At 71.3% G+C, this 21,676-nt stretch carries 21 protein-coding genes; 7 read left to right on the top strand and 14 right to left on the bottom strand.

Annotation, left to right across the window (positions count from 1 at the left end; all coding sequences use genetic code 11):
- Nucleotides 1–47 precede the first annotated feature (47 nt).
- Entirely contained in the window at nt 48–3,548 is a 3,501-nt protein-coding gene (gene rpoB / locus AB4078_RS10600) for a DNA-directed RNA polymerase subunit beta (protein WP_440735112.1), read from the bottom strand.
- Nucleotides 3,549–3,789: 241 nt separating this feature from the next.
- Entirely contained in the window at nt 3,790–5,298 is a 1,509-nt protein-coding gene (locus AB4078_RS10595) for a glycoside hydrolase family 3 N-terminal domain-containing protein (RefSeq protein WP_441977107.1), read from the bottom strand.
- A 156-nt stretch (nt 5,299–5,454) separates the two neighbouring features.
- Between AB4078_RS10595 and AB4078_RS10590 the strand changes: the two genes are divergently transcribed.
- From AB4078_RS10590 to AB4078_RS10575, 4 genes are all read left to right on the top strand, one after another.
- Entirely contained in the window at nt 5,455–6,321 is an 867-nt protein-coding gene (locus AB4078_RS10590) for a spermidine synthase (RefSeq protein ID WP_441977106.1), read from the top strand.
- A gap of 164 nt (nt 6,322–6,485) precedes the next feature.
- Complete coding sequence (locus AB4078_RS10585; RefSeq protein ID WP_441977105.1) at nt 6,486–7,013, top strand: hypothetical protein; 528 nt, start codon at nt 6,486–6,488, stop codon at nt 7,011–7,013.
- Between the two features lie 97 nt (nt 7,014–7,110).
- A complete protein-coding gene (locus tag AB4078_RS10580; RefSeq protein WP_441977104.1) occupies nt 7,111–7,599 on the top strand; it encodes a SprT-like domain-containing protein in 489 nt (162 codons plus the stop codon).
- Nucleotides 7,596–8,114, top strand: coding sequence for a hypothetical protein (locus AB4078_RS10575; protein WP_440735107.1), 519 nt, complete (start codon nt 7,596–7,598; stop codon nt 8,112–8,114). Before AB4078_RS10580 ends, AB4078_RS10575 begins: the two co-directional genes overlap by 4 nt.
- Before the next feature lie 23 nt (nt 8,115–8,137).
- On the opposite strand, the gene AB4078_RS10570 is transcribed toward AB4078_RS10575, so the two are convergent.
- From AB4078_RS10570 to AB4078_RS10550, 5 genes are all read right to left on the bottom strand, one after another.
- On the bottom strand, nt 8,138–9,598 hold the full coding sequence (locus AB4078_RS10570; RefSeq protein ID WP_441977103.1) for an FtsX-like permease family protein: 1,461 nt from the start codon (nt 9,596–9,598) through the stop codon (nt 8,138–8,140).
- Nucleotides 9,595–10,440, bottom strand: coding sequence for an ABC transporter ATP-binding protein (locus tag AB4078_RS10565; protein ID WP_441977102.1), 846 nt, complete (start codon nt 10,438–10,440; stop codon nt 9,595–9,597). Before AB4078_RS10565 ends, AB4078_RS10570 begins: the two co-directional genes overlap by 4 nt.
- A gap of 157 nt (nt 10,441–10,597) precedes the next feature.
- Nucleotides 10,598–11,386, bottom strand: a complete 789-nt coding sequence (locus AB4078_RS10560; protein WP_441977101.1) for a hypothetical protein — start codon at nt 11,384–11,386, stop codon at nt 10,598–10,600.
- Between the two features lies 1 nt (nt 11,387).
- Nucleotides 11,388–11,732 carry a helix-turn-helix transcriptional regulator gene (locus AB4078_RS10555; RefSeq protein ID WP_441977100.1) on the bottom strand — a complete coding sequence of 115 codons (345 nt, stop codon included), beginning with the start codon at nt 11,730–11,732 and terminating at the stop codon, nt 11,388–11,390.
- 137 nt (nt 11,733–11,869) lie between these two features.
- Nucleotides 11,870–12,370: a carboxymuconolactone decarboxylase family protein gene (locus AB4078_RS10550; RefSeq protein WP_440735100.1), complete on the bottom strand. Its 501-nt coding sequence runs from the start codon at nt 12,368–12,370 to the stop codon at nt 11,870–11,872.
- Nucleotides 12,371–12,456: 86 nt separating this feature from the next.
- On the opposite strand from AB4078_RS10550, the gene AB4078_RS10545 reads away from it, so the two are divergent.
- The gene (locus AB4078_RS10545) at nt 12,457–13,326 is read left to right on the top strand and encodes a LysR family transcriptional regulator (RefSeq protein WP_441977099.1); all 870 of its coding nucleotides are present in this window, start codon (nt 12,457–12,459) and stop codon (nt 13,324–13,326) included.
- Between the two features lie 40 nt (nt 13,327–13,366).
- Here the strand turns inward: AB4078_RS10545 and AB4078_RS10540 are convergent, their stop codons facing one another.
- The 6 genes from AB4078_RS10540 to AB4078_RS10515 form a co-directional block, all read right to left on the bottom strand.
- Nucleotides 13,367–14,005: a response regulator gene (locus AB4078_RS10540; RefSeq protein WP_441977098.1), complete on the bottom strand. Its 639-nt coding sequence runs from the start codon at nt 14,003–14,005 to the stop codon at nt 13,367–13,369.
- A 79-nt stretch (nt 14,006–14,084) separates the two neighbouring features.
- A complete protein-coding gene (locus AB4078_RS10535) occupies nt 14,085–15,317 on the bottom strand; it encodes a sensor histidine kinase (RefSeq protein ID WP_441977097.1) in 1,233 nt (410 codons plus the stop codon).
- The gene (locus tag AB4078_RS10530; RefSeq protein WP_441977201.1) at nt 15,314–16,459 is read right to left on the bottom strand and encodes an AMP-binding protein; all 1,146 of its coding nucleotides are present in this window, start codon (nt 16,457–16,459) and stop codon (nt 15,314–15,316) included. The genes AB4078_RS10535 and AB4078_RS10530 overlap by 4 nt, the downstream gene beginning before the upstream one ends.
- A 100-nt stretch (nt 16,460–16,559) precedes the next feature.
- Complete coding sequence (locus AB4078_RS10525; RefSeq protein WP_440735096.1) at nt 16,560–17,477, bottom strand: 1,4-dihydroxy-2-naphthoyl-CoA synthase; 918 nt, start codon at nt 17,475–17,477, stop codon at nt 16,560–16,562.
- A 40-nt stretch (nt 17,478–17,517) separates the two neighbouring features.
- Nucleotides 17,518–18,474 carry a hypothetical protein gene (locus tag AB4078_RS10520; protein WP_441977096.1) on the bottom strand — a complete coding sequence of 319 codons (957 nt, stop codon included), beginning with the start codon at nt 18,472–18,474 and terminating at the stop codon, nt 17,518–17,520.
- Between the two features lie 19 nt (nt 18,475–18,493).
- Complete coding sequence (locus AB4078_RS10515) at nt 18,494–18,823, bottom strand: PadR family transcriptional regulator (RefSeq protein WP_441977095.1); 330 nt, start codon at nt 18,821–18,823, stop codon at nt 18,494–18,496.
- Nucleotides 18,824–18,894: 71 nt separating this feature from the next.
- Between AB4078_RS10515 and AB4078_RS10510 the strand changes: the two genes are divergently transcribed.
- Nucleotides 18,895–19,908 (top strand): GNAT family N-acetyltransferase, encoded by a 1,014-nt coding sequence (locus AB4078_RS10510; protein ID WP_441977094.1) that lies wholly within the window; start codon nt 18,895–18,897, stop codon nt 19,906–19,908.
- A gap of 27 nt (nt 19,909–19,935) precedes the next feature.
- The gene (locus tag AB4078_RS10505; RefSeq protein WP_441977093.1) at nt 19,936–20,919 is read left to right on the top strand and encodes an o-succinylbenzoate synthase; all 984 of its coding nucleotides are present in this window, start codon (nt 19,936–19,938) and stop codon (nt 20,917–20,919) included.
- An 89-nt stretch (nt 20,920–21,008) separates the two neighbouring features.
- Here the strand turns inward: AB4078_RS10505 and AB4078_RS10500 are convergent, their stop codons facing one another.
- Nucleotides 21,009–21,629 (bottom strand): TetR/AcrR family transcriptional regulator, encoded by a 621-nt coding sequence (locus AB4078_RS10500; protein WP_441977092.1) that lies wholly within the window; start codon nt 21,627–21,629, stop codon nt 21,009–21,011.
- Nucleotides 21,630–21,676 lie beyond the last annotated feature (47 nt).

Genomic DNA, 21,676 nt, shown 5'->3' with positions numbered 1-21,676 from the left:
AGTCAGGGCCTCGGGGGATCAGGAACGGATCCGGATCCCCCGAATGCTCAGATCTCGTCGATGGATGCGGACTCGAAGCGGCTGGAGATGTTGATCCCCAGCTCCTCGGCGGCGCGGAAGGCCTCGTCATCGGTGTCGCGGAGGTTGACCGCCGTGCCGTCTGCCGAGAGGACCTCGACGTTCAGGCAGAGCGACTGCATCTCCTTCATGAGCACCTTGAACGACTCCGGGATACCCGGCTCCTGGATGTTCTCGCCCTTGACGATCGCCTCGTACACCTTGACGCGGCCGAGGATGTCGTCGGACTTGATCGTGAGGAGCTCCTGCAGCGCGTACGCGGCGCCGTAGGCCTCGAGCGCCCACACCTCCATCTCACCGAAGCGCTGGCCACCGAACTGGGCCTTACCGCCGAGCGGCTGCTGGGTGATCATCGAGTAGGGGCCCGTCGAGCGCGCGTGGATCTTGTCGTCGACGAGGTGGTGGAGCTTCAGGATGTACATGTAGCCCACGGAGATCTGCCCCGGGAACGGCTCGCCGGAGCGGCCGTCGAACAGGGTGGTCTTGCCGGACGAGTCGATCAGGCGCACGCCGTCACGGGTCGGCAGCGTCGAGTCGAGGAGACCTTCGATCTCCTCCTGGTGAGCGCCGTCGAACACCGGGGTCGCGACCTTGGTGCCGGGGGCGACGTCGAACGCCTCCTCGGGCAGCTGCGCGGCCCACTCCGGGTTGCCCTCGATCTTCCAGCCCTGCTTGGCGATCCACCCGAGGTGGGTCTCCAGCACCTGGCCGAAGTTCATGCGGCCCGGGATGCCGAGCGGGTTCAGGATGACGTCGACCGGGGTGCCGTCGGAGAGGAAAGGCATGTCCTCGACGGGCAGGATCTTCGCGATGACACCCTTGTTGCCGTGGCGGCCGGCGAGCTTGTCGCCCTCGGTGATCTTGCGCTTCTGGGCGATGAAGACCACGACGCGGCGGTTGACGCCGGAGCCGAGCTCGTCGTCGCCGTCCTCGGCGTTGAACTCCTTGACCGCGATGACGGTGCCCTGCTCGCCGTGCGGCACCTTCAGGGAGGTGTCGCGGACCTCGCGGCTCTTCTCGTTGAAGATCGCGCGGAGCAGGCGCTCCTCGGCGCTCAGCTCGGTCTCGCCCTTCGGCGTGACCTTGCCGACGAGGATGTCGCCGGGGCGGACCTCGGCGCCGATGCGGATGATGCCGCGCTCGTCCAGGTCCTTCAGCAGCTCAGGGCTGACGTTGGGGAGGTCACGGGTGATCTCCTCCTTGCCCAGCTTCGTGTCGCGCGAGTCGACCTCGTACTCCTCGATGTGGATCGAGGAGAGGGTGTCGTCCTTCACCAGGTCCTGGCTGAGGATGATCGCGTCCTCGAAGTTGTGACCCTCCCACGTCATGAACGCGACGAGGAGGTTCTTGCCGAGCGCGAGCTCGCCGTTCTCCGTGGCGGGGCCGTCGGCGATGACCTCGCCGACCTCGACCCGCTCACCGGCGGAGACGACGACCTTCTGGTTGTAGGAGGTGCCGTGGTTCGAGCGGTCGAACTTGCGCAGGTAGTACTCCTGCGTGCCGCCCTCGTCGAGCATGACCACGACGCGGTCGGCGGAGACCTCGGAGACCACACCGGCCTTGTCGGCGGTGATCACGTCACCCGCGTCGATGGCGGCGTAGCCCTCCATACCGGTGCCGACGAACGGCGACTCGGAACGGAGCAGCGGCACGGCCTGGCGCTGCATGTTGGCGCCCATGAGCGCGCGCTGCGCGTCGTCGTGCTCGAGGAAGGGCACGAGCGAGGTCGCGACCGACACCATCTGGCGCGGCGAGACGTCGATGTAGCCGATCTCGGCGGGGAGGAACATGTCGACCTCGCCGGATCCGCCCTTCGGGCGCGCCAGCACGTGCGCCTCGGTGAAGCGACCCTCGGCATCGAGCGGGGCGTTCGCCTGCGCGATGTTGAAGTCGACCTCCTCGGCGGCGGTCAGGTAGTCGATGTGCTCGGTGACCTTGCCGTCCTCGACCTTGCGGTACGGGGTCTCGATGAAACCGAACGAGTTGATCCGCGCGAACGTGGCGAGCGAGCCGATCAGGCCGATGTTCGGGCCTTCCGGGGTCTCGATCGGGCACATGCGGCCGTAGTGCGAGGGGTGCACGTCGCGCACCTCGACGCCGGCGCGGTCGCGGCTGAGGCCACCGGGGCCGAGGGCCGAGAGGCGGCGCTTGTGGGTCAGACCCGCGAGCGGGTTGTTCTGGTCCATGAACTGCGACAGCTGCGAGGTGCCGAAGAACTCCTTGATCGCGGCGACGACGGGGCGCACGTTGATCAGGGTCTGCGGGGTGATCGCCTCGATGTCCTGCGTAGTCATGCGCTCGCGGACGACGCGCTCCATGCGGGACAGACCGGTGCGGACCTGGTTCTGGATGAGCTCGCCGACCGCGCGGATGCGACGGTTGCCGAAGTTGTCGATGTCGTCGGTCGCGAGACGGATCTCCGCCTTCTTGCCACCGCGGATGCCCTCGAAGGTCTCGACGCCGGCGTGAATGCGCACCAGGTACTTGATGGTCTCGACGATGTCCTTGACCGTGAGCACCGACTCGTCCAGCGGCAGGTCGAGACCCAGCTTCTGGTTGATCTTGTAACGGCCGACCTTGGCGAGGTCGTAGCGCTTCGCGTTGAAGTAGAAGTTGTCCAGCAGCGCGCGGGCGGCCTCGGCGGCGACCTGCTCGCCTGGACGGAGCTTGCGGTAGATGTCGCGGAGCGCGTCCTCCTTGGTGAGGATCGTGTCCTTCGCGAGGGTCTCCTCGATCGAGGCGAAGCCGGCGAACTCGGCGAGGATCTCCTCGCTGGTCAGGCCCAGCGCCTTGAGGAAGACGGTGACGGACTGCTTGCGCTTGCGGTCGATGCGCACGCCGACCTGGTCGCGCTTGTCGATCTCGAACTCGAGCCAGGCGCCGCGGGACGGGATGACGCGCGCGGACACGATGTCCTTGTCCGAGGTCTTGTCGGCGGTCTTGTCGAAGTAGACGCCCGGGGAGCGGACCAGCTGCGAGACGACGACGCGCTCGGTGCCGTTGATGATGAACGTGCCCTTGGCGGTCTGCAGCGGGAAGTCGCCCATGAAGACCGTCTGGGTCTTGATCTCACCGGTCTGGTGGTTCATGAACTCGGCCTCGACGTAGAGCGGGGCCGCGTAGGTCTTGCCGCGCTCCTTGCACTCCTCGATGGAGTACTTCTCGGGCTCGAGGTACGGGTTCGTGAACGAGAGCTGCATGGTCTCGCTCAGGTCCTCGATCGGGGAGATCTCCTCGAAGATCTCCTCGAGGCCGCTGGCCTCGGCCAGATCCTTGCGGCCGGACTTCTTGCCGTCGGCGACGCGCTTCTTCCAGGCCTCGTTGCCCACGAGCCAGTCGAAGGACTCGGTCTGCAGGGCGAGCAGGTCGGGGACCGTCAGCGTGTCGGAGATCTTGGCGAACGAGAGGCGGGAGTGGCCGCGTCCGTTCTTGTTGGTGGTGGGGGTGGATGCGTTGCGAGCAGCAGCCAAGGGAATAACCTCCGTGAGCCCCGAAGGGCGTCTCGATTCCTCGTCGTCAGGTGGAGTGCGCCGCGTCACACGGCCGCACGCCGAAGGCGCTCTGTCGAGGAGCGAGGACGTACGGAGTTCTGCCGACCACCATATGAGGGCAGGGAGGAGCGAGGCGCAAAGATCAACTATAGTTCCGAAATCGCGACATGGCAAGCGCGATTCTTGACCTTCTGCCCCGAGGGGGGTATAACCACGGGCGTCAGGCGCGGACGAGCATCTCTCGAGCGAGCTCGGCAGCGATCCTGCTGCTGGCGCGCACGTCCACGACGGGCAGTGCGACGTCGGCGCCGGGCAGGCCGACGTTCACGACGACCGCACCGGGAGCAGCGTCCGCGACCGCCGCGACGAACCTGCGCTGCGCCTCGTCGGTATCGATCCGGTCGACCAGCACCGCGATCCGGGATCCGCTCGCGGAGGCCGCGGAGCGGGCCTCGTCGACGGCTCCCGCGATCTCCGCGGCACCGGCGCGCTCGACATCGACCCGACGTGACCAGCCGCCGGCCGCCAGCGCGTCGACGACGTACGGCGCGGCGCTGTCGACGGCGAGGGTCGCGCGGCGACGCGCATCCAGCACCGCGAGTCCGCCCGTCGGGGCGCCGAGGTCGCCGCGCACGGTGAGCGAACGGCGCACGATGTCGCGCATGTCGGCCGGCGGGACCGCTTCCGCGCCGGCACGCTCCGCGGCGAGCAGGTCGGCCAGACGCGCGACCCGCGCTCCCGCCTCGGCGACGCGCTGAACGCTCAGCGTTCCATCGGCGAGCGCCTCGACGATCGCGTCCTTCGCGGCATGGAAGTCGCGCTGATCCTGATCGACCGCCGCGGCGTCCCCCGGGTTGGTCGGGTTGCCGATGCAGAGCAGGTCGGCCCCCGCGGCAAGCGCGCCGACCGCTCCCCCGCCGATGCCGACCGACTCCCGGATCGCCGCCATGTCGAGGGCGTCGGTCACGATCACGCCGTCGAACCCCTCGGCGCGGAGCATCCCGAGCACGCGGGGGTTGAGCGTGGCGGGCGCTTCCCCCCATGCAGGGACGACGATGTGCGCCGTCATCACGGACAGCGCCCCCGCCGCGATCGCGGCGCGGAACGGCTCGACGTGCACCCGATCGAATTCAGCCGGATCCCCCGCGATCCGCGGCAGACCGTGGTGCGAGTCGACCGCGGTGTCGCCGTGGCCGGGGAAGTGCTTGGCGCATGCCGCGACGCCGGATCCCTGGATGCCCTCGATCTCCGCCGCGGCGTGCCGGGACACCAGCCCGGTCTGCGCTCCGAACGCCCGCACCCCGATGACGGGGTTGCGGGGATCGGTGTTGACGTCGGCGACGGGGCCGATGAGCACGTCGCCGCCCGCCTCGCGGACGCGGCGGGCGAGTTCCACTCCGGTCGCGCGCGTGGCGGCGAGGTCGTCGAGGGCGCCGAGCTGCGCAGCGCCCGGGACGGTCGACCCGGTGAGGCCCTCGAGGCGGGTGACGCTGCCGCCCTCCTCGTCGATGCCGATGAGCGCACGAGGGTTGGCGTCGTGGATCGCCGCGCTCAGGCGGTCCAGGTGCGGCGAGAGGTTCTGCGCGAAGTAGACGACGCCGGCGAGGCCGCCCCGCAGCTCCGCGGCGAGCCAGTCCGGCAGTTCGGCGCCGAAGAAGCCGGGCCACAGCACGCCGTTGGCGAGGCGGGAGAGATCGTCGGCATGGGCGGCGCTGCGGTCGGGCGTCATGGGGTCTCCTCGTCGATCCGTCGGCGTCGTCGCGCCGCATTAAGCATCCACTACTAACAAAACTGGTGCAAGCATGCGACGGCCGCCGTGCTCCTGCTCCGCGGCGACGATCGGCGCCGGCGCGCAGGTCGCCGCGGATCGCCCTACGCTCGTGTCATGGGCAGAGCGCGGGCGAAGGACACCGACCATCCGGCGGCACGTCTGCGATCCGGCGGGATCGCGCGGGTGATCCCCGCGGAGTTCGGCGGCGGGTTCGAACTGCTCATCGACGAGACCCCGCAGTCGCACGTGGACCTCGCCGATCCCACCCATCTGCACTTCGAGTACATCGTGCGGATGGGCGCCCTGATCGACCAGCTCACCTCCCCCGGCGCGGCGATCACCGCCGTGCACCTCGGAGCCGGCGCGCTGACCATCCCGCGCTACATCGCGGCCACTCGCCCCGGATCCCGGCAGCAGGTGATCGAGCTGGAGGCCCCACTGGTCGAGCTGGTGCGCGAACATCTTCCGCTGCCGCGGGGGGCCGCGATCCGCATACGCATCGGCGACGCCCGCGAAGGCGTGCGCCGCCTTCCGCCGGCGCTGCGCGGGTCGGTCGACCTGGTGGTCGCCGACGTCTACTCGGGCGCGCAGACTCCCGCGCACCTGACCAGCGTCGAGTTCTACGCCGAGCTCGCCCAGCTGCTGGCGCCGGCCGGCGTGCTGCTCGTGAACGTCGCCGACGGCCCCGGCCTCGCGTTCGCCCGACGCCAGGTGGCGACCATCCGCGCGGTGCTGCCGGAGGTCGCGATCCTCGCCGACGCCCAGATCCTGAAGGGCCGCCGGTTCGGCAACCTCGTGCTCGCGGCGTCGAACGGGCCGCTCCCGGCCGACGCGCTGCCACGCATCCTCGCCGCGGGTCCACATCCGGCGAAGCTGGCCCACGGCGCCGAGGTGACCGCGTTCGCCAAGGATGCGGCGATCGTCACCGACGCCACCGCGGTGGCCTCGCCCCGGCCGGATGCCGGCCTCTTCCTGCGCTGAGCGTCTGATCGCACGGCCCTCGGACACCGGATGCTCTCAGGATCCGGTCGCGTCGCTCAGCCCGAAGCACCGGTTTCTCACGGCACGCCCTGGGGCCTTCGCGGATGCGCCGCAGACGCAGGCAGACTGGAGGACACGGCGAGGCAGTGCAGGAGGACGGGCGCGTGGGCTACATCAAGGGATACGACCCGGACTCTCTGCGCGAGCTGGTGGATCCGGCCGAGTGCGAGGCGCGACTGGTCGAGATCTCCGACCTGCGGAGCCTCCCGTCGATGCTCGAGCGGGTGTGGCTGCTGAAGGTGCTCGACCGCCTGGACGACGCACTCGTGCTGGCCGACGAGGCCGTGCGGCAGGCGCGTATGGCGGGCACCCGCAAGGACTTGCTGCGCGCTCGCGTGCTGCGCGCCACGGTGCAGCAGTACCGCGGGGCGCACGCCGCCGCCGACCACGAGCTGGCGGCCTGCGTGGCCGAGGCCGAGGGCCAGGGCTGGGTGCCGATCGCCGCGTTCGCGCACCAGCACCGCGGCCGCAACGCGTTCGAGGCCGGCGACTTCGACCAGGCCAGGGAGAGCTTCAAGCGCACCGTGTTCCTGCGTCGCGAGGCCGGTGCCGACGATGCGACACTCGAGGCCGCGCTGCTCGCGGTCGACACGGTCGAGCGCCGGCGCGACCCGGTGGCCGTCAACGGCTGACCCGGGACCGAGCGCGGCCGACGCGGACCCGGGCATGGATCCGCGTGCTGCGCGTGCTGCGCGCCGGAGTGTCGCCGGCATCGCCTAACGTGAGTGCATGGCCGAGTTGGAGCGAGTGCGGATCTGGGGCGAGGCCCTGATCCGCCTGCATCTGGATCCGACCTGGACGTTCGGCTTCGACAACGCCAAGCGCCGCGCCGGCGCCTGCAACTACCGCGACAAGCGGATCACCGTCTCCCGCTATCTCGCGGCGCGGTTCGAGGACGACGAGATCCACCAGGTGCTCCTGCACGAGGTGGCCCACGCCGTGGCCGGCCACGACGCCGCGCATGGAGCCGCCTGGAAGCGAGTCGCCCGCATGCTGGGATACGTGGGCGGCACCACGCACCACGGCGAGACGGCGACCGAGCTGGCGCCGTGGGTGGGCCGCTGTCCGACCGGCCATGTGACGTACCGGCACCGGCGCCCCACTCGGGCGTCCTCGTGCGCGCGCTGCTCGCGTCGCTACGACGACCGCTTCCTGCTGGTCTGGACCCGCCGCGAGATCACAGCCGCGGACCGCCGGGCGGCGGTGCTGCCGCGATGACGACCACGAATCTGAAGCTGCGGCACGTGCAGCTGAAATTCCGGATCTCCGCGAGCGCGGACGCCGCGTGGGCGGCTCTTCACTCCCCTGCCGTGCTCACCGCACTGTATGCACCCGTGCTCGTCGTCGAACCCCTCACGCACGCCGACGAGGGCTCCCTGCTGCACAGCGCGGTGCGGCTGCGCCTGTTCGGTCTGATCACCGTGGGCACCCAGCTGATCGGGGCGTACGACGAGTCCCGTGAGCACAAGGGCGAGACCGTGCGGATCCTGCGCGACAGCGGCATCCCGCTCACTGGTCCGCTCGCCTCCCTCGACGTCTGGGACCACCGGATGGCCGTCTCCGCCCTGCCGGACGGTCGGGCGCTCTGGCGCGACCGGCTCGTGTTCGCGGGGCCCGGATCCGCTCTGCTCCTGCCCGTGCTGTGGGCGGCATGGCAATGGCGCGGGTGGCGGATCCGCCGTCTCGCGCGCGGCTGGGACAGGGCCGCGGAGCAGTCGCGCGGCCCTGCCTGACTCCGTCCGCGGCGAGCCGATCCTCAGTCCGCGGCGAGCGCCTCGACCGGGGCGACGCGGGTGGCGAGGCGGGTCGGGGCAGCGGACGCCACGAGCGTGAGCAGGGCCGTGCAGGCCACGATCGCGACCACCGGCACCCACGGCACGACCGGCGGGATGAGCCCCGCCGGCTGGAAGTCGGGCATCGACGGGACCGAACCGAGCAGCGACTGCGCGGCGATCCAGCCGTAGGCGACACCCAGCACGAGGCCGGTCGCGGTGGCGGCGATCGTCACATGCGCCGCCTCCAGCAGCACCATGCGGCGCACCTGGCGGCTGCTCAGCCCGATCGCGCGCAGCAGGCCCAGTTCGCGTCGGCGCTGCACGACGCCGATCGTGAGCAGGTTGACCAGCCCGACCGCGGCGATCACTGCCGACACCGCGACCAGCACCATCATCACGGTGCCGAACGCATCGAACGGGGCGAAGAACCCGGGCGGCAGGTCCTCGGCGCTCGTGCGCACCATGAGCGCCTTGGCCGACTCCAGCGCGACCGCGAACATCGTCACGAGCGTGACACCCATCACGACGCCGATCGCCATCCGGCTCGACCGCTCGGGGTGGCGCAGCGCGTTCTCGGCCGCGAGCCGGGCCGTCGCGCCGCGACCGAAGAGGCGCCCCACGAGCCGGAGCACGGGCGGCATCACGAGCACCGACCCGATCGCGAGCCCGCTGAACGAGAACACCCCGCCGAAGAACGCGACCACGACGCCGAGCGGCGAGGACAGCCCCACCACGACACCGCCGGCCAGCAGCAGGCCGCCGAGCACGAACATCGTGATCGCCCCGAGATGCCTGGTCCCGCCGGCGCCGGTCTCGGCGACCGTGCGCTCCGCGGAGCCCGCGAGCGCCTGCAGCGGGGTGACGGTCAGCACGCGTCGTGATCCGGCCCAGGCGGCGAGCCACGTGGTCAGTGCCACGCCGACGGCGGGGATCAGCGCCCCCGGCTGCAGCGGCGAGAAGCCCTGCGGCGGATGGTCGAAGGCGAGGGATCCGATCGCCGCGCCGCCCCAGCTCAGCAGAACCCCGGCGGCGAGTCCGAGCACGGCGCCGATGACACCGACCGCGAGGCCCTGCCCCGCGACCTCCGACCGCTGCGACTGCGCCGAAGCGCCGATCAGCCGCATCAGCGCGATGCGCCGGGTGCGGCCGGCGACGATGGTCGCGAACGTGTTGGCGGTCACGATGGCGGCGACGTACATCGCCACGGCGGTGAGCAGCACCGAGAGGATCCGCACCACGTAGGCGAGGGTCTCGCTGTCCCCGAGGAACGGATCGTTCTGCAGCAGGGCGCCCAGGTAGAAGGTGGTGTCGACGAGGATCACGCCGAACGCGGCCGTGAGCGCGGCGACGAACACGCTCGAGCCCATGCCGCGCTCCCGCAGGAACGCGAGACGCGACGGGGTGAGCGGCGTCTCGAGCAGCGTCGGGGCGAGGGCGGTCATGCGAGCGCTCCGCTCCGCTGAGCTGCGGGCGCGGGGACGGCGGCCGTGGCGGGCACGGCGCTCATCGCGGGTGCGTCCGTCGGGGCCGGCGCGCCGCCGGAGAGCATGAGCGCGGCGATCTCGTCCGCGGTGCGGCGCGGGTGGTCGGCGACGATCCTGCCGTCGCCGAGGAACAGCACACGGTCGGCGTAACTGGCGGCGACCGCGTCGTGCGTGACCATCGCGATGGACTGGCCCTGCTCGCGGCTCGCGGTGGAGAGCAGCTGCAGCACCTCGCGACCGGAGGCGGAGTCGAGGTTTCCGGTGGGCTCGTCGGCGAAGACCAGATCCGGTGCGGTGGCCAGCGCCCGGGCGATCGCCACCCGCTGCTGCTGACCGCCGGAGAGCTGGTGCGGGCGGTGCCGCAGGCGCGGCCCGATCCCGAGGATGTCGACCAGCGAGTCGATCCGCGCCCGCTCGATCGCGGAGGGACGGCGCCCGTCCAGTTCGAACGGCAGCAGGATGTTGCCGAGCGCGTCGAGGGTGGGAATCAGGTTGAAGGCCTGGAAGACGAAGCCCACGCGGCGACGGCGCAGGATCGTGAGGTCGAGGTCGCCGAGCCCCGTGATCTCGGTGTCGCCGATCCAGGCGCGACCCTGGGTGGGGGTGTCGAGCCCCGCCATGATGTGCATGAGCGTGGACTTGCCGGACCCTGAGGCGCCCATGATCGCCGTGAACTGGCCACGGCGGATGCCGACGCTGACATCGTCGAGGGCGCGCACCGCGCCCTCGCCGGATCCGTAGGTCTTGGTGAGGTGCTGGACGCGGGCCGCAAGACCCAGGTCGGTCGTCGTGATCTCCATGCCTTCGACGCTAAGGATCCGCATCGGCCCTCCGCGTCGGCCTGCGGATCCATCCCCGTACATCGCAAGGATGATCCCGCCCCAGCTCCATACCGAGTCGTCTCTCTCAGCACGAGCCATGGGTCGTGCTGAGGGAGACGACTCGGAGTGGGCGAGCTCAGGCGGAGGCCGGCGCGATGGGTGCGGAGACCCCGCGCCGGGCGAACCGCGCCAGGACCACGAGGACGACGACGCCCGCGACCAGGGCGATCGCGCCATCACTGAGGCGCACGCCGACCCCGGCCACGGCGAGCCCCCGCACGAGGTCGAGGGCGACCGAGAGCACACCCGAGCCGAACCCGACCAGGCCCACGCCGAGGAAGGCCACAGCGCTCGCGATGAGCAGCATGCGCCGGTCCTCCCGCGCGATCGGCACGGCCCCGCGCAGACGCCGGGCCAACAACCAGACCGCGAGCAGGATGATGCCGAGGACTCCGGCCGCGAGCCGCTCGGAGACGATCTCGTCGGAGTGGTGCATCGCCGCAGCGGCCGCACAGCTGCCCGCCTGCGGGAAGAACCCCAGGAAGTCGCCGCATCGCGCAGCCGTGTACGTCACGCCGTACGCGTCGCCGGCGAGGAATGCGGGTCCCCAGATCACCTCGAGCGCCCAGGACACCAGCCCGCTGAGCCCGATCACGATGAACCCGAGGGCGACGACGAGCCATCCTCCGCTGAGAAGTCCCAGGACCCGGCGCCGCGGAGAACGCGTCCTGGCCACGGCGGCCTGGTCTCCGAATCGTCGCACGGCGACCTCCGCAGCCTCGGCGGATTCCACGCCCTGCGCCTGAAGGGCCGCCTGCGCATCGCGCAGGTGCCCGTCCGTCTCGGCGAGCAGGCGCCAGGTGTCCTCGCCCGCGCCCAGGCGGTCGGCGAGCTGCGCCACGTAGCGATCGATCGCGTCGGTCATCTCACTCCCCCTGCACGGCCGGCCGGATCGCGGGAGCCGCCAGCGTCGAGGCCACCCCGTCGGCGAAACGCTGCCACGCGCCGGCCTCCCGGGTCAGCTGCGCCGCACCGACGGGCGTGATCGCGTAGACCCGGCGCCGCCGACCGTCGTGCTCCCATTCGCTCGCGATCGAACCGGTTCGCTCCAGCCGGTGCAGCGCCGGGTACAGCGAGCCCTCCGGCACGTCGAACTCGCCGTCGCTCGCCGTGCGCAGCGCCTCGGCGAGCGCGTAGCCGTGGGCGGATCCGCGCGCGAGCGTGGCCAGGATCAGCATCTCGAGATTGCCGCGGAGTCGTTCGTCTGCCATGAGCCAACTTTACCTAGACAGTCGATGCATAGACAGTCTAGGTCGCTGTGAGTTCGCCGAGGGCTCGAGATCGATCCGAGGTCACCCCGGCCGGTTGACGGCCAGGGCGACCCGCCCGGCGCGATCGGGCTCGCGGCTCACATCGATCCGGTCCAGGCGTGCGTGGAGACGCCGACCGCGTTCCAGGCGTTGATCACCACGATGAGCGAGACGAGCGCACCGAGCTCTTCCGGCGAGAAGCGCGTGGCGGCGGCCGCCCAGTCCGCGTCCGGCACATGCGTCTCGGAGAGGCGGGTGATGCTCTCGGTGAGCGCGAACGCGGCACGCTCCCGCGCGGTGAAGAACGGCGACTCCTGCCACACCGCGACCGCGGCGATCCGGGCGGCGGTGTCGCCGGCCTTGGCGGCGTCGCCCGCGTGCAGGTCGACGCAGTAGCTGCAGCCGTTGATCTGCGACGCCCGCAGCCGCACCAGCTCGCGCAGCCGTGCGTCGATGCCCGCGGCGTCGAGCTCGCGGACCATCGCCGCGTCGAGCCCGGCGAGCGCCCGGGAGAAGCGCGGGGCGACCGTGTCGATGTCGAGACGGACGGGGATCGGGACGGTCGACTCGGTCTGGGTCGAGGTCTCGGTGATGGTCATGGTGTTTCCTTTCGTCCTCTTCAGAATCGACGATGCGGATCCATCCGTCCAACAGCTGATCCCTATCGCTATCATCTGTCTGAGAGATGGAACTCCACCAGTTGCGCTACGTCCTCGCCGTCGTCGAGACCGGCTCCTTCACCGCGGCCGCCGCACGTGTGCGTGTGAGTCAGTCCGGCGTGAGCACGCAGGTGCAGAAGCTCGAGCGCGAGCTCGGCATCGCCCTATTCGACCGCACTTCGCGCCGAGTGGCTCTCACCCAGGAGGGCGAGCGGCTCATGCCCGCGATCCGGGCGGCGCTCGAGGCGATCGGCGAGATCGGCGCCACCGCCGCCGACCTGCGCGGACTGCTGCTCGGGACGCTCCGCGTCGGCACCGTGTTCGGCCTCACCTGGCCGCGGTTCTACGACGCGCTCGCCGAGATCAGCGCTGCGCATCCGGGGCTCGAGCTGAGGCTGCGCGAGGACACGTCCGCCCAGCTCACCGGCGCGGTCCGCCGCGGCGAGATCGACATCGCGCTCGTCGCCTGGGCTGAGCAGGCGCCGGAGGGTCTGGGGTCCGAGGTCGTGTTCGACGATCCGATGGTCGCCGCGGTGGCGCCCTCCCATCCCTGGGCGGCGCGGCGTCGTATCCGCCCGGACGAGCTGATCGGCATGGACCTCATCGCCCTCCCGGAGGGCACCGGCGACCGGGCGGCGCTGGACGCCCTACTGGCCGGACGCCCGGGCGCGGGGACCCCGCATTGGGAGGTGTCCACGCCCTCCGCGGTCGAGAAGCTCGCGGTGCGCGGCCTCGGCGTCGGTGTCGTCAGTGCCGCCACCTGCCGACGCTGGGAGGGGATCCGAGCGATCCCGATCGACGCTCCGCACGTGCGCTCGCGCCTCGGCGTGGTGTGGCGGGCGACGCCGACCCGCGCCGCACGCGCGCTGTGGGAGCTGCTGCGCGAGGCGGACTGAGCGCGAGCAGGACAGCAGCAGGAAGCGGGCTGAGGGCGGGTCAGTTCAGGCCGTGCTCGAACGCGAACACCACGAGCTGCACCCGATCGCGCAGGGCGAGCTTGGCGAGGATGCGGCTGATGTGCGTCTTCACGGTGGCCTCGGAGAGGAACTCGCGAGCGGCGATCTCGGCGTTGGACAGGCCGCGCGCCGCGAGCGCGAAGATCTCCTTCTCGCGCTCGGTGAGATCGCCGTAGCTCGCCGGCACCGGAGTCTGCGCGGGCGCTGCGAAGTGCGCGAAGAGGTCGCGGGTGGCGGAAGCCGCGATCACGCTGGATCCCGAGTGCACCGTGCGGATCGCCGCGAGCAGGAACTCCGGATCCGCGTCCTTCAGCAGGAAGCCGCTCGCCCCCTGACGGATCGCGCGCGCGGCCGCCTCGTCGAGGTCGAAGGTCGTGAGCATCACGATGCGCGGCGGATCCGCCTCCTCCAGGATGCGCGCCGTGGCGGTCAGCCCGTCCATGACCGGCATCCGGATGTCCATCATCACGACGTCGGGGCGCGTCGCCCGCACGACCTCGATGGCCTCCTGCCCGTTCCCCGCCTCGCCGACGACCTCGAGGTCGGGCTGGGACGCGACGAGCATGCGTATTCCGGCACGGAACAGCGCCTGATCGTCGACCAGCACGACCCGGATCATCCTGCCTCCTCGTTCCGCGCGTTGGGATCCGCGCCTCCAGAGAGTCTGTCATCCTCCGGCGCGGGCCCGGGACCGCAGATCAGGGCGCGGTCGGCCCGATCGGGAGCGCGGCACGCACGACGAAGCCCTCCGCCTCGAGCTCGGCGCTGAGCGTCCCGCCGACCAGCTGTGCGCGCTCGCGCATGCCGATCAGGCCGTGTCCGCGCTCGGTGTGCGCCTGCCGCGGCACCGGCGGAACACCGTTGCGGACGGCGATCTGCACGCCGTCCGGATGCCAGCCGAGCCAGATGTCGACATCGCCGGTGCCGTGCCGGATCGCGTTGGTCAGCGCTTCCTGCAGGATGCGGTACACCGCCAGCTGGATGCCGGCCGGCGGCTCCCCCGGCGGCATCGGGTCGACCGTGACGCGCGGTTCGATCCCGGCGGCGCGCACCTGCGTGTACAGCGTCTCGAGGTCGGCCAGTGTGGGCTGCGGTCCCTGCCCCTCGCTGTGCCGCAGCTGCGCGAGCAGCAGCCGCACATCGGAGAGGGCCGCCCGCGCCGTCTGCCCGATCGTGGTGAGCGCCGCGGTCGCCTGCGCCGGATCCGCGGCCGCGGCATAGCGCGCACCGTCCGACTGGGCGATCACCACCGCGAGGGAGTGCGCGACCACGTCGTGCATGTCGCGGGCGATCCGCACCCGCTCCTGCTCCGCGACGGCGACGGCCTCGGCGCGCACCTGCGCGTCGCGCGTGCGACGACCGTTCAGCACGACCCGCCACAGCAGGCCGGCACCCCATGCCATCACCAGGGTGAGCACGGACACCGTGCCCAGGAGCACGGCGACCAGCGCGATGCGCAGGCCCGTCTCGGTGTCCTGGAGAAGCGCCTCCTCGTTGATCAGCGACATGTAGCCGCCCGCGAGGATCCCCCCGCCCAGCGCCGACGCGCCGCCGATCCAGAGCAGGCGCATCGAGCCCCACGCCGAGGTCGCGAAGACCACGGCGAGGATCGCGAGGTCGTAGGCGCCCGGGGAGAATCCGCACGCCATCTGCAGCAGGGCGCCGATCCACGCCACGATCAGGGCGAGCACCGGAGAGAGCCGGCTGATCGCGGCCGCACCCCAGAGGATCACCGCGACCAGCAGCACCAGCACGACCGAGACCGGCCCGTCGGGGATCCACCGGCTCATGGTGCCGGCCTCGAACGTGTACGTGAGCGGCAGCGTCAGCAGGAGGCCGATGGCGCTGCCCACGATGTCGAAGACGAGCCAGAAGCGCGGGATGGTGCGGAACACCCCCTCACGGTACGCGACCGGATCCGATGCGGTCATCCGCCGGGAGATGTATCCGTCGCCGCGTGACCCCCGGCCAGCGCGGCGATCGCGCGGCGGTCGGGCTTGCCGGAGGCGAGCAGCGGAAGGTCGGCGACGAGCAGGATCCGGTCCGGCCGGGCGGGCGCTCCCACCTCGGCCGCGACCCTGTCCCGCGCGGCGGACAGCAGCGCGCCCGCCGCGCCGTCCGGGCCGGCGGCGACGATCGCGGACGCCTGGCCCCATCGGTCGTGATCGATCGCCACGACGATCGCGCCCTCGAGGCCCGGCACGGCGCGCACGGCGCGCTCGACCCGGTCCAGCGATACGTTGACGCCGCCGGAAACGATGACGTTGTCGATGCGCCCGGTCACGGCGACCGCGCCGTCGGAGACGGTTCCGGCGTCGCCCGTGCGGTACCAGCGGTCGCCGGCCCCGTCGGCGACGAACGTGCGCGCGGTCAGGTCGGGGTCGCCGAGGTAGCCGTCGGCGAGTGTCGGCCCGGCGAGACGGATCTCGCCGTCGACGACAGCGGCGCGCACACCGTCCAGCGGGAGGCCGTCGTACACGCAGCCACCGGCGGTCTCGCTGGATCCGTAGGTGCGCACGATCCTGGCGCCGAGGTCCCGGGCGCGTTCCCGTTGGGTGGGCGGAAGCGCCTGCCCGCCGATGAGCACGGCCTCGTACGACGCCAGCGCGGCCTGGACGTCGCGGTCAGCGGCGGCATCGAGCAGCGTGGTCAGCTGCGCCGGCACGAGCGACGTGTACCGGGGCTCTGCGCCGAACTCGCGCGTCGCCGCGACGAACGAGGCCGGCGTGAACCGCCCGTCCAGGAGTACGGGCATCGTGCGCGCGAGGTGCGCCCGCACGAGCACCTGGAGCCCCGCCACGTAGCCGGCGGACAGCGCGAGCAGCCAGCGGCCCGATCCGATACGGAGCGCTGTCGCCTCCGCGCTCGCGCGCAGGGCGGCGGCGGAGAGCACGACCTTCTTGGGCACGCCCGTGGAGCCGGAGGTCGCGATGACGACCCCGATGCCCTCGGCGACCTCGTCATCCGGACCCGGCACGAAGCCGAGCGCGAGCGGGGCCGTGCCGTCGAGCGCCCCGGGCACCGCAGCCCCGACCGCAACCGGATCCGCACCGTCGGCGACCTGCAGCCTCACCACCGGCCGCCCGTTCCGCCCGGTTTCGAAGCGTGCAGATGACCCCATCCGCGGTGCGGATCGAGCCATTTGCGCGCTTCGAAACCCGAAGAGGCCATGTTCAGAAGTGCCAGGGGTACGGGGACCAGTCCGGCTCGCGCTTCTGGAGGAACGAGTCGCGGCCCTCGACCGCCTCGTCCGTGCCGTACGCAAGGCGGGTCGCCTCGCCCGCGAAGACCTGCTGCCCGACCAGCCCGTCGTCGACGGCGTTGAAGGCGAACTTCAGCATGCGGATCGCGGTCGGCGACTTGGTCAGGATCGTGCGCGCCATCGCGATCGCCTCGCGCTCGAGCTCGGCGTGCGGCACGACGCGGTTCACGGCGCCCGCCTGCATCGCGCGCTCGGCGGAGTACTCTTCGGCGAGGAAGAACACCTCCCGGGCGAACTTCTGCCCGGTCTGGCGTGCCATGTACGCGGATCCGTAGCCGGCGTCGAAGGATCCCACATCCGCATCGGTCTGCTTGAACCGGCCGTGCTCCGCGCTCGCGATCGTGAGGTCGCAGACCACGTGCAGCGAGTGCCCACCGCCGGCCGCCCAGCCGGGCACGACCGCGATGACGACCTTCGGCATGAACCGGATCAGCCGCTGCACCTCGAGGATGTGCAGGCGACCCGCACGCGCCTGCGCCTCGGCGGGCACCGCCGCCTCGTCCTCGGAGTACTTGTAGCCGTCGCGACCGCGGATGCGCTGGTCGCCGCCGGAGCAGAACGCCCAGCCGCCGTCCTTCGGGCTCGGTCCGTTGCCGGTGAGCAGCACGACGCCGATGCGCGGATCCTGACGCGCCTCGTCGAGCGCGCGATACAGCTCGTCGACCGTGTGCGGGCGGAAGGCGTTGCGCACTTCGGGCCTGTCGAAGGCGATGCGGGCGATCCGCCCGTCGTTCGAGACGTGGGCCGTGATGTCGGTGTACTCCCCCGCACCAGGAGCGAGCGTCCACTCGGCGGGATCGAACAGGTCGGAGACGAGCTTGTCAGTCACGGATCCAGCCTATTCCGGGTGCCGTCCGCCGCGGACCCGCTCAGACCTCGCGGGCGAGACCCAGCTTGCGATAGGCGTCGAACAGCAGGCCGATCAGGATCCCGCCGAGCACGGCGGTGAGCGAGATGTTCACGATCTGCACGACGTCCGCGGTCGGAGTGCTCGCGTCCTGCATCCGAGCCATCAGGTCGGGGGCGATGACCGCGCGCTGCCAGATCAGCATGATCGCGCCGATCATCGCGACCAGGATCGCCGCGATGCTCACAGCCGCGAGCGGCGCACTCCAGCGTCCTCGCACGGCGACGATCGCCTCGACGATCAGCCCGACTGCGAGCAGCGCGAACCATGCGGTCATCACCCAGGGCCACAGCGCGGGCGACAGCACATGCACGTGCTCATCGCCCCAGCCGATGGTGCGGTCCCAGATGACGGATCCGATCAGGATCACGGTCATGACCGCGATGCCGATCAGATCCGAGAGCCGCGCCGAGGGGATCACGGTGCGCGGCAGCTTGTCGGGACTCCAGTCCAGCACGGTGTCGCCCGTTGATCCCACCCGCTCCAAGGCGGCGAAGACGAGAGTCGTCCAGAACGCGACGTGGACGCCGGACGTGATGATCGCCGGGATCATGGCACCGATCACCGCGCCCACGTCACCTCCCCCGATCGCTCGGACCAGGCCCGCGATGAGCGCGGCGGCCGGGACGACGATGATCAGCAGCAGCCGTAGCAGCCGCAGCCACGCGGCGTAATACCGGGGACCGATCAATACGAGCGGCCTCCCGGAGAGCGAGGCCGCATAGGCGATCGGGTCGCCGAGCCCCGCGATCACGGCGTACTCCGCCGCCCCCGCCTCCTCGCCGGCAGCGAGACGGCCGTCGAGCTCATCCGCGATCGACGCGCGCAACTCGGCGGAGACCTCCGCGCGATCGGCGACGGGAACGGACCGCGCCACCGCGGTCACATACCGCTCGGCGAGAGTCGTATCGGTGTCCATGATGTTCTCCTCCAGGAGGTCAGGGAAGATTCTTCGCGGCGGCAGCGATGGCCTGCACATCGCGGGCGAGGGTGTCGGCCAGACGGAGCCCGGCGTCGGAGGTGCGATAGAACTTGCGCGGTCGCGCTTCCTCGGTGTTCCACTCGCTGGCGAGATAGCCCTGCTTCTCGAGCCGTCGCAGCAGCGGATAGAGGGTGTTGGAGTCGGTGGGGAAGCCCGCGGCGCTCAGCTGCTCGAGCAGGCCGTAGCCGTACCCGGGCTCGCGCAGCAGCCGCAGGCTCGCGAGCACGACCGTGCCGCGCCGCAGCTCCTGCAGGTGTCCGTCGAACTCGTCTTCACTCACGCCCATCACGATATTGTGCGTCGCACACTATTGTCAACCGCACATTCTCGTCTATCGCACTCCCATAGCGTGGAGGCATGACGATCGACATCCGGCCCGTCGACCCCTTCGACGTCGCGGCAGTGGACGCCTGGTGGGAGGTCTACGCCGCCGCCCTGCGCGCCGACCGCGGTGACGACGCCGTGCTGTGGTCGCTCGAGGAGACCCGTCAGGAGCTGCGACAGGCCTCCGCCGTGTTCGAACGGCAGGTGTTCCTCGCCCGGCTCGAAGACCGCGCCGTCGGCGCAGCCGGACTCGGGTTGCCACTCAAGGACAACACCCATCTCGCCGATGTCGCGGTGTACGTGGTGCCGGACGCGCGGAGGACCGGTGTCGGATCCACGCTTCTCGAGGAGATCGAGGCACGCGCGATCGCGCGCTCCCGACGGACCTTCCTGGCCGAGACGAGTTGGGCCGCCTCCGCGCCCGCCGACGGCACAGGGCATCCGGGCGTCGAGTTCGGCCGCCGGCACGGGTATGCGCTCGCGCTGGGCGACCGGGAGAGCGTGCTCGATCTGCCCGTGGCCCCGGAGCTGCTCGATCGCCTGGGCGCGGGAACCCCCGACGACGGCTACGTGCTGCGCAGCTGGACCGGCCCCGTGCCCGAGGACCTCGTCGCGGGGTGGGCCGCGCTCTCCAGCTCACTCGACACCGAAGCGCCCATGGGCGACCTCGACATCGAGGCCGGGACCCCCAGCGTGGCGGAGGTCGGCGAGAGCGAGGAGCTCGTGGCCGCGCAGGGCCGCACCTCATTCTGCGTCGTCGCGCTCAGCCCGGACGGTCAGGTCGCGGCCTACTCGCAGCTCGTGGTCTCCGGGGATGACAGTTCCGCGTACCAGTGGGGCACGCTCGTGCGCCGGGAGGACCGCGGCCACAGGCTCGGCATGCGGGTGAAGCTGGAGAACCTGCGCAGACTGCAGCAGGAGTTGCCGCGGACGCCGCGGGTCGTGACCTACAACGCCGAGTCGAACGAGCACATGCTGGCCGTCAACGTCGCCCTCGGATTCCGCCCTTCAGGGCGACTCGCGGAGCTGCAGAAGCGGATCGGCTGACGGCATGCGCGGGTGCATGATGGGGGCATGACCGACCTCCCCGCGCTCGCCGATATCCTCGATTCCGCGCGGGTGGTCGCGCTCCCGATGCGCACCAGGTTCCGCGGCGTGGACGTCCGCGAGGCGCTGCTGTTCGAGGGCCCGGAGGGCTGGGCCGAGTTCTCCCCCTTCACCGAGTACGGCGACGCCGAGGCGTCGACCTGGCTGGCCGCCGCGATCGCGGACGCCTGGCACCCGCGGCCGGCCGCGGTGCGCGCCGAGATCCGTGTGAACGCGACGATCCCCGCCGTGCCGGCGGACCGGGTGCCCGATGTGCTCGCCCTGTTCGACGGCTGCCGCACGGCGAAGGTCAAGGTCGCCGAAGCGGGGCAGAGCCTCGCCGACGACGTCGCCCGCGTGCGTGCCGTGCGGGCGGAGATGGGGCCGGAGGGCAGGATCCGGATCGATGCGAACGCCGGCTGGAACGTCGACGAGGCCGAACGTGCGATCCATGCCCTTGCCCCGTTCGACCTGGAGTACGCCGAGCAGCCCTGCGCGACCGTCGAGGAGCTCGCCGAGCTGCGCGAGCGGATCCGCTACCTCGACATCCCGATCGCGGCGGACGAGAGCGTGCGCAAGGCGGAGGACCCGCTGGCCGTTGCCCGCGCGGGTGCGGCGGATCTGCTCGTCATCAAGGCCCAGCCGCTCGGCGGCATCGAGCGCGCGCTGCGGATCGTCGCCGAGGCGGGGCTGCCCGTGGTCGTCTCGAGCGCGCTCGACACCGCGGTCGGCCTGTCGCTCGGCGCCGCCCTGGCTGCGGCCCTGCCCGTTCTCGACCACGACTGCGGCCTCGGCACCGCGTCGCTGTTCGCCGACGACGTCGCTGATGCCCGCCCGCGCGGCGGGGTGGTGTCCGCAGCCCGAGTGACGCCGGATCCCGGCGCGCTGGCACGGCTGGAGGCACCGGCGGAGCGGTGGGAGTGGTGGCTCGAGCGCGTGACCCGCTGCCATGCGCTGCTGACCGCCCGATAGGCACATTCCGGATCTGCTCGCTGGTCGCAGAATGCGGCTTCCGATGGCGGATGGCCGCAGGATGCGACCAGTGAGCCGAAGACGAGCACTCAGCCGAGCAGCAGGGACACCATCCGGCCGAGCTCGACGCTGCCCGTGCTGCGGAGCTGGGCGTCGTCCTTGCCGGCCATCGCGCCGCGCACGGTCGTGCCCTCCCAGATGATCAGCAGCATGCGGGCGGCGACCTCGGAGTCGACCCGTAGGGAGATCGTGCCGGTCGCAGCGATGTCGTCGATGATCCGGGCGATGCCGGCGACCATCTCCTGCTCCTGCTTGAGATAGGCCTTACCCCAGGCGTGATCGCGCAGGGCGCGGAGGCGGATCTCGCTGAGCAGCATGACGCCGAGTCGGTCGTCCTTGCCCGAGTCCATCACCTGCTGCACAAGCGACGTCGCGTCGCAGTCCTGGGCGAGCGCCCCGGCCTCGTTCAGCTCGGTCACCCGCGCCCGCACGGCCGTCAGGCGCTCGGCCGACACGGTGCCGGCAAGTTCGAGGAACAGCTCGTCCTTCGACTCGAAGTTCGAATAGAACGCGCCCCGAGTGAAGCCCGCGCGCTCGCACACCGCCTCGACGGTCGCGCCGTCCAGCCCCTCTTCGGCGAACACCAGCGCCGCCGCCTCGAGCAACCGTGCCCGCGTGTTCTCCCGGCTCCTGGTCGCATTGCCGGTCATCCGCACCTCCGTCGTCGCGCGCCACTGCGCGATTCACATCCCGCGCA

Source organism: Microbacterium sp. 2MCAF23, assembly GCF_052115565.1.
Classification (GTDB): domain Bacteria; phylum Actinomycetota; class Actinomycetes; order Actinomycetales; family Microbacteriaceae; genus Microbacterium.
Note: the sequence above shows the minus strand (reverse complement) of the source record. Positions and strands in the feature narration are given on the sequence as shown.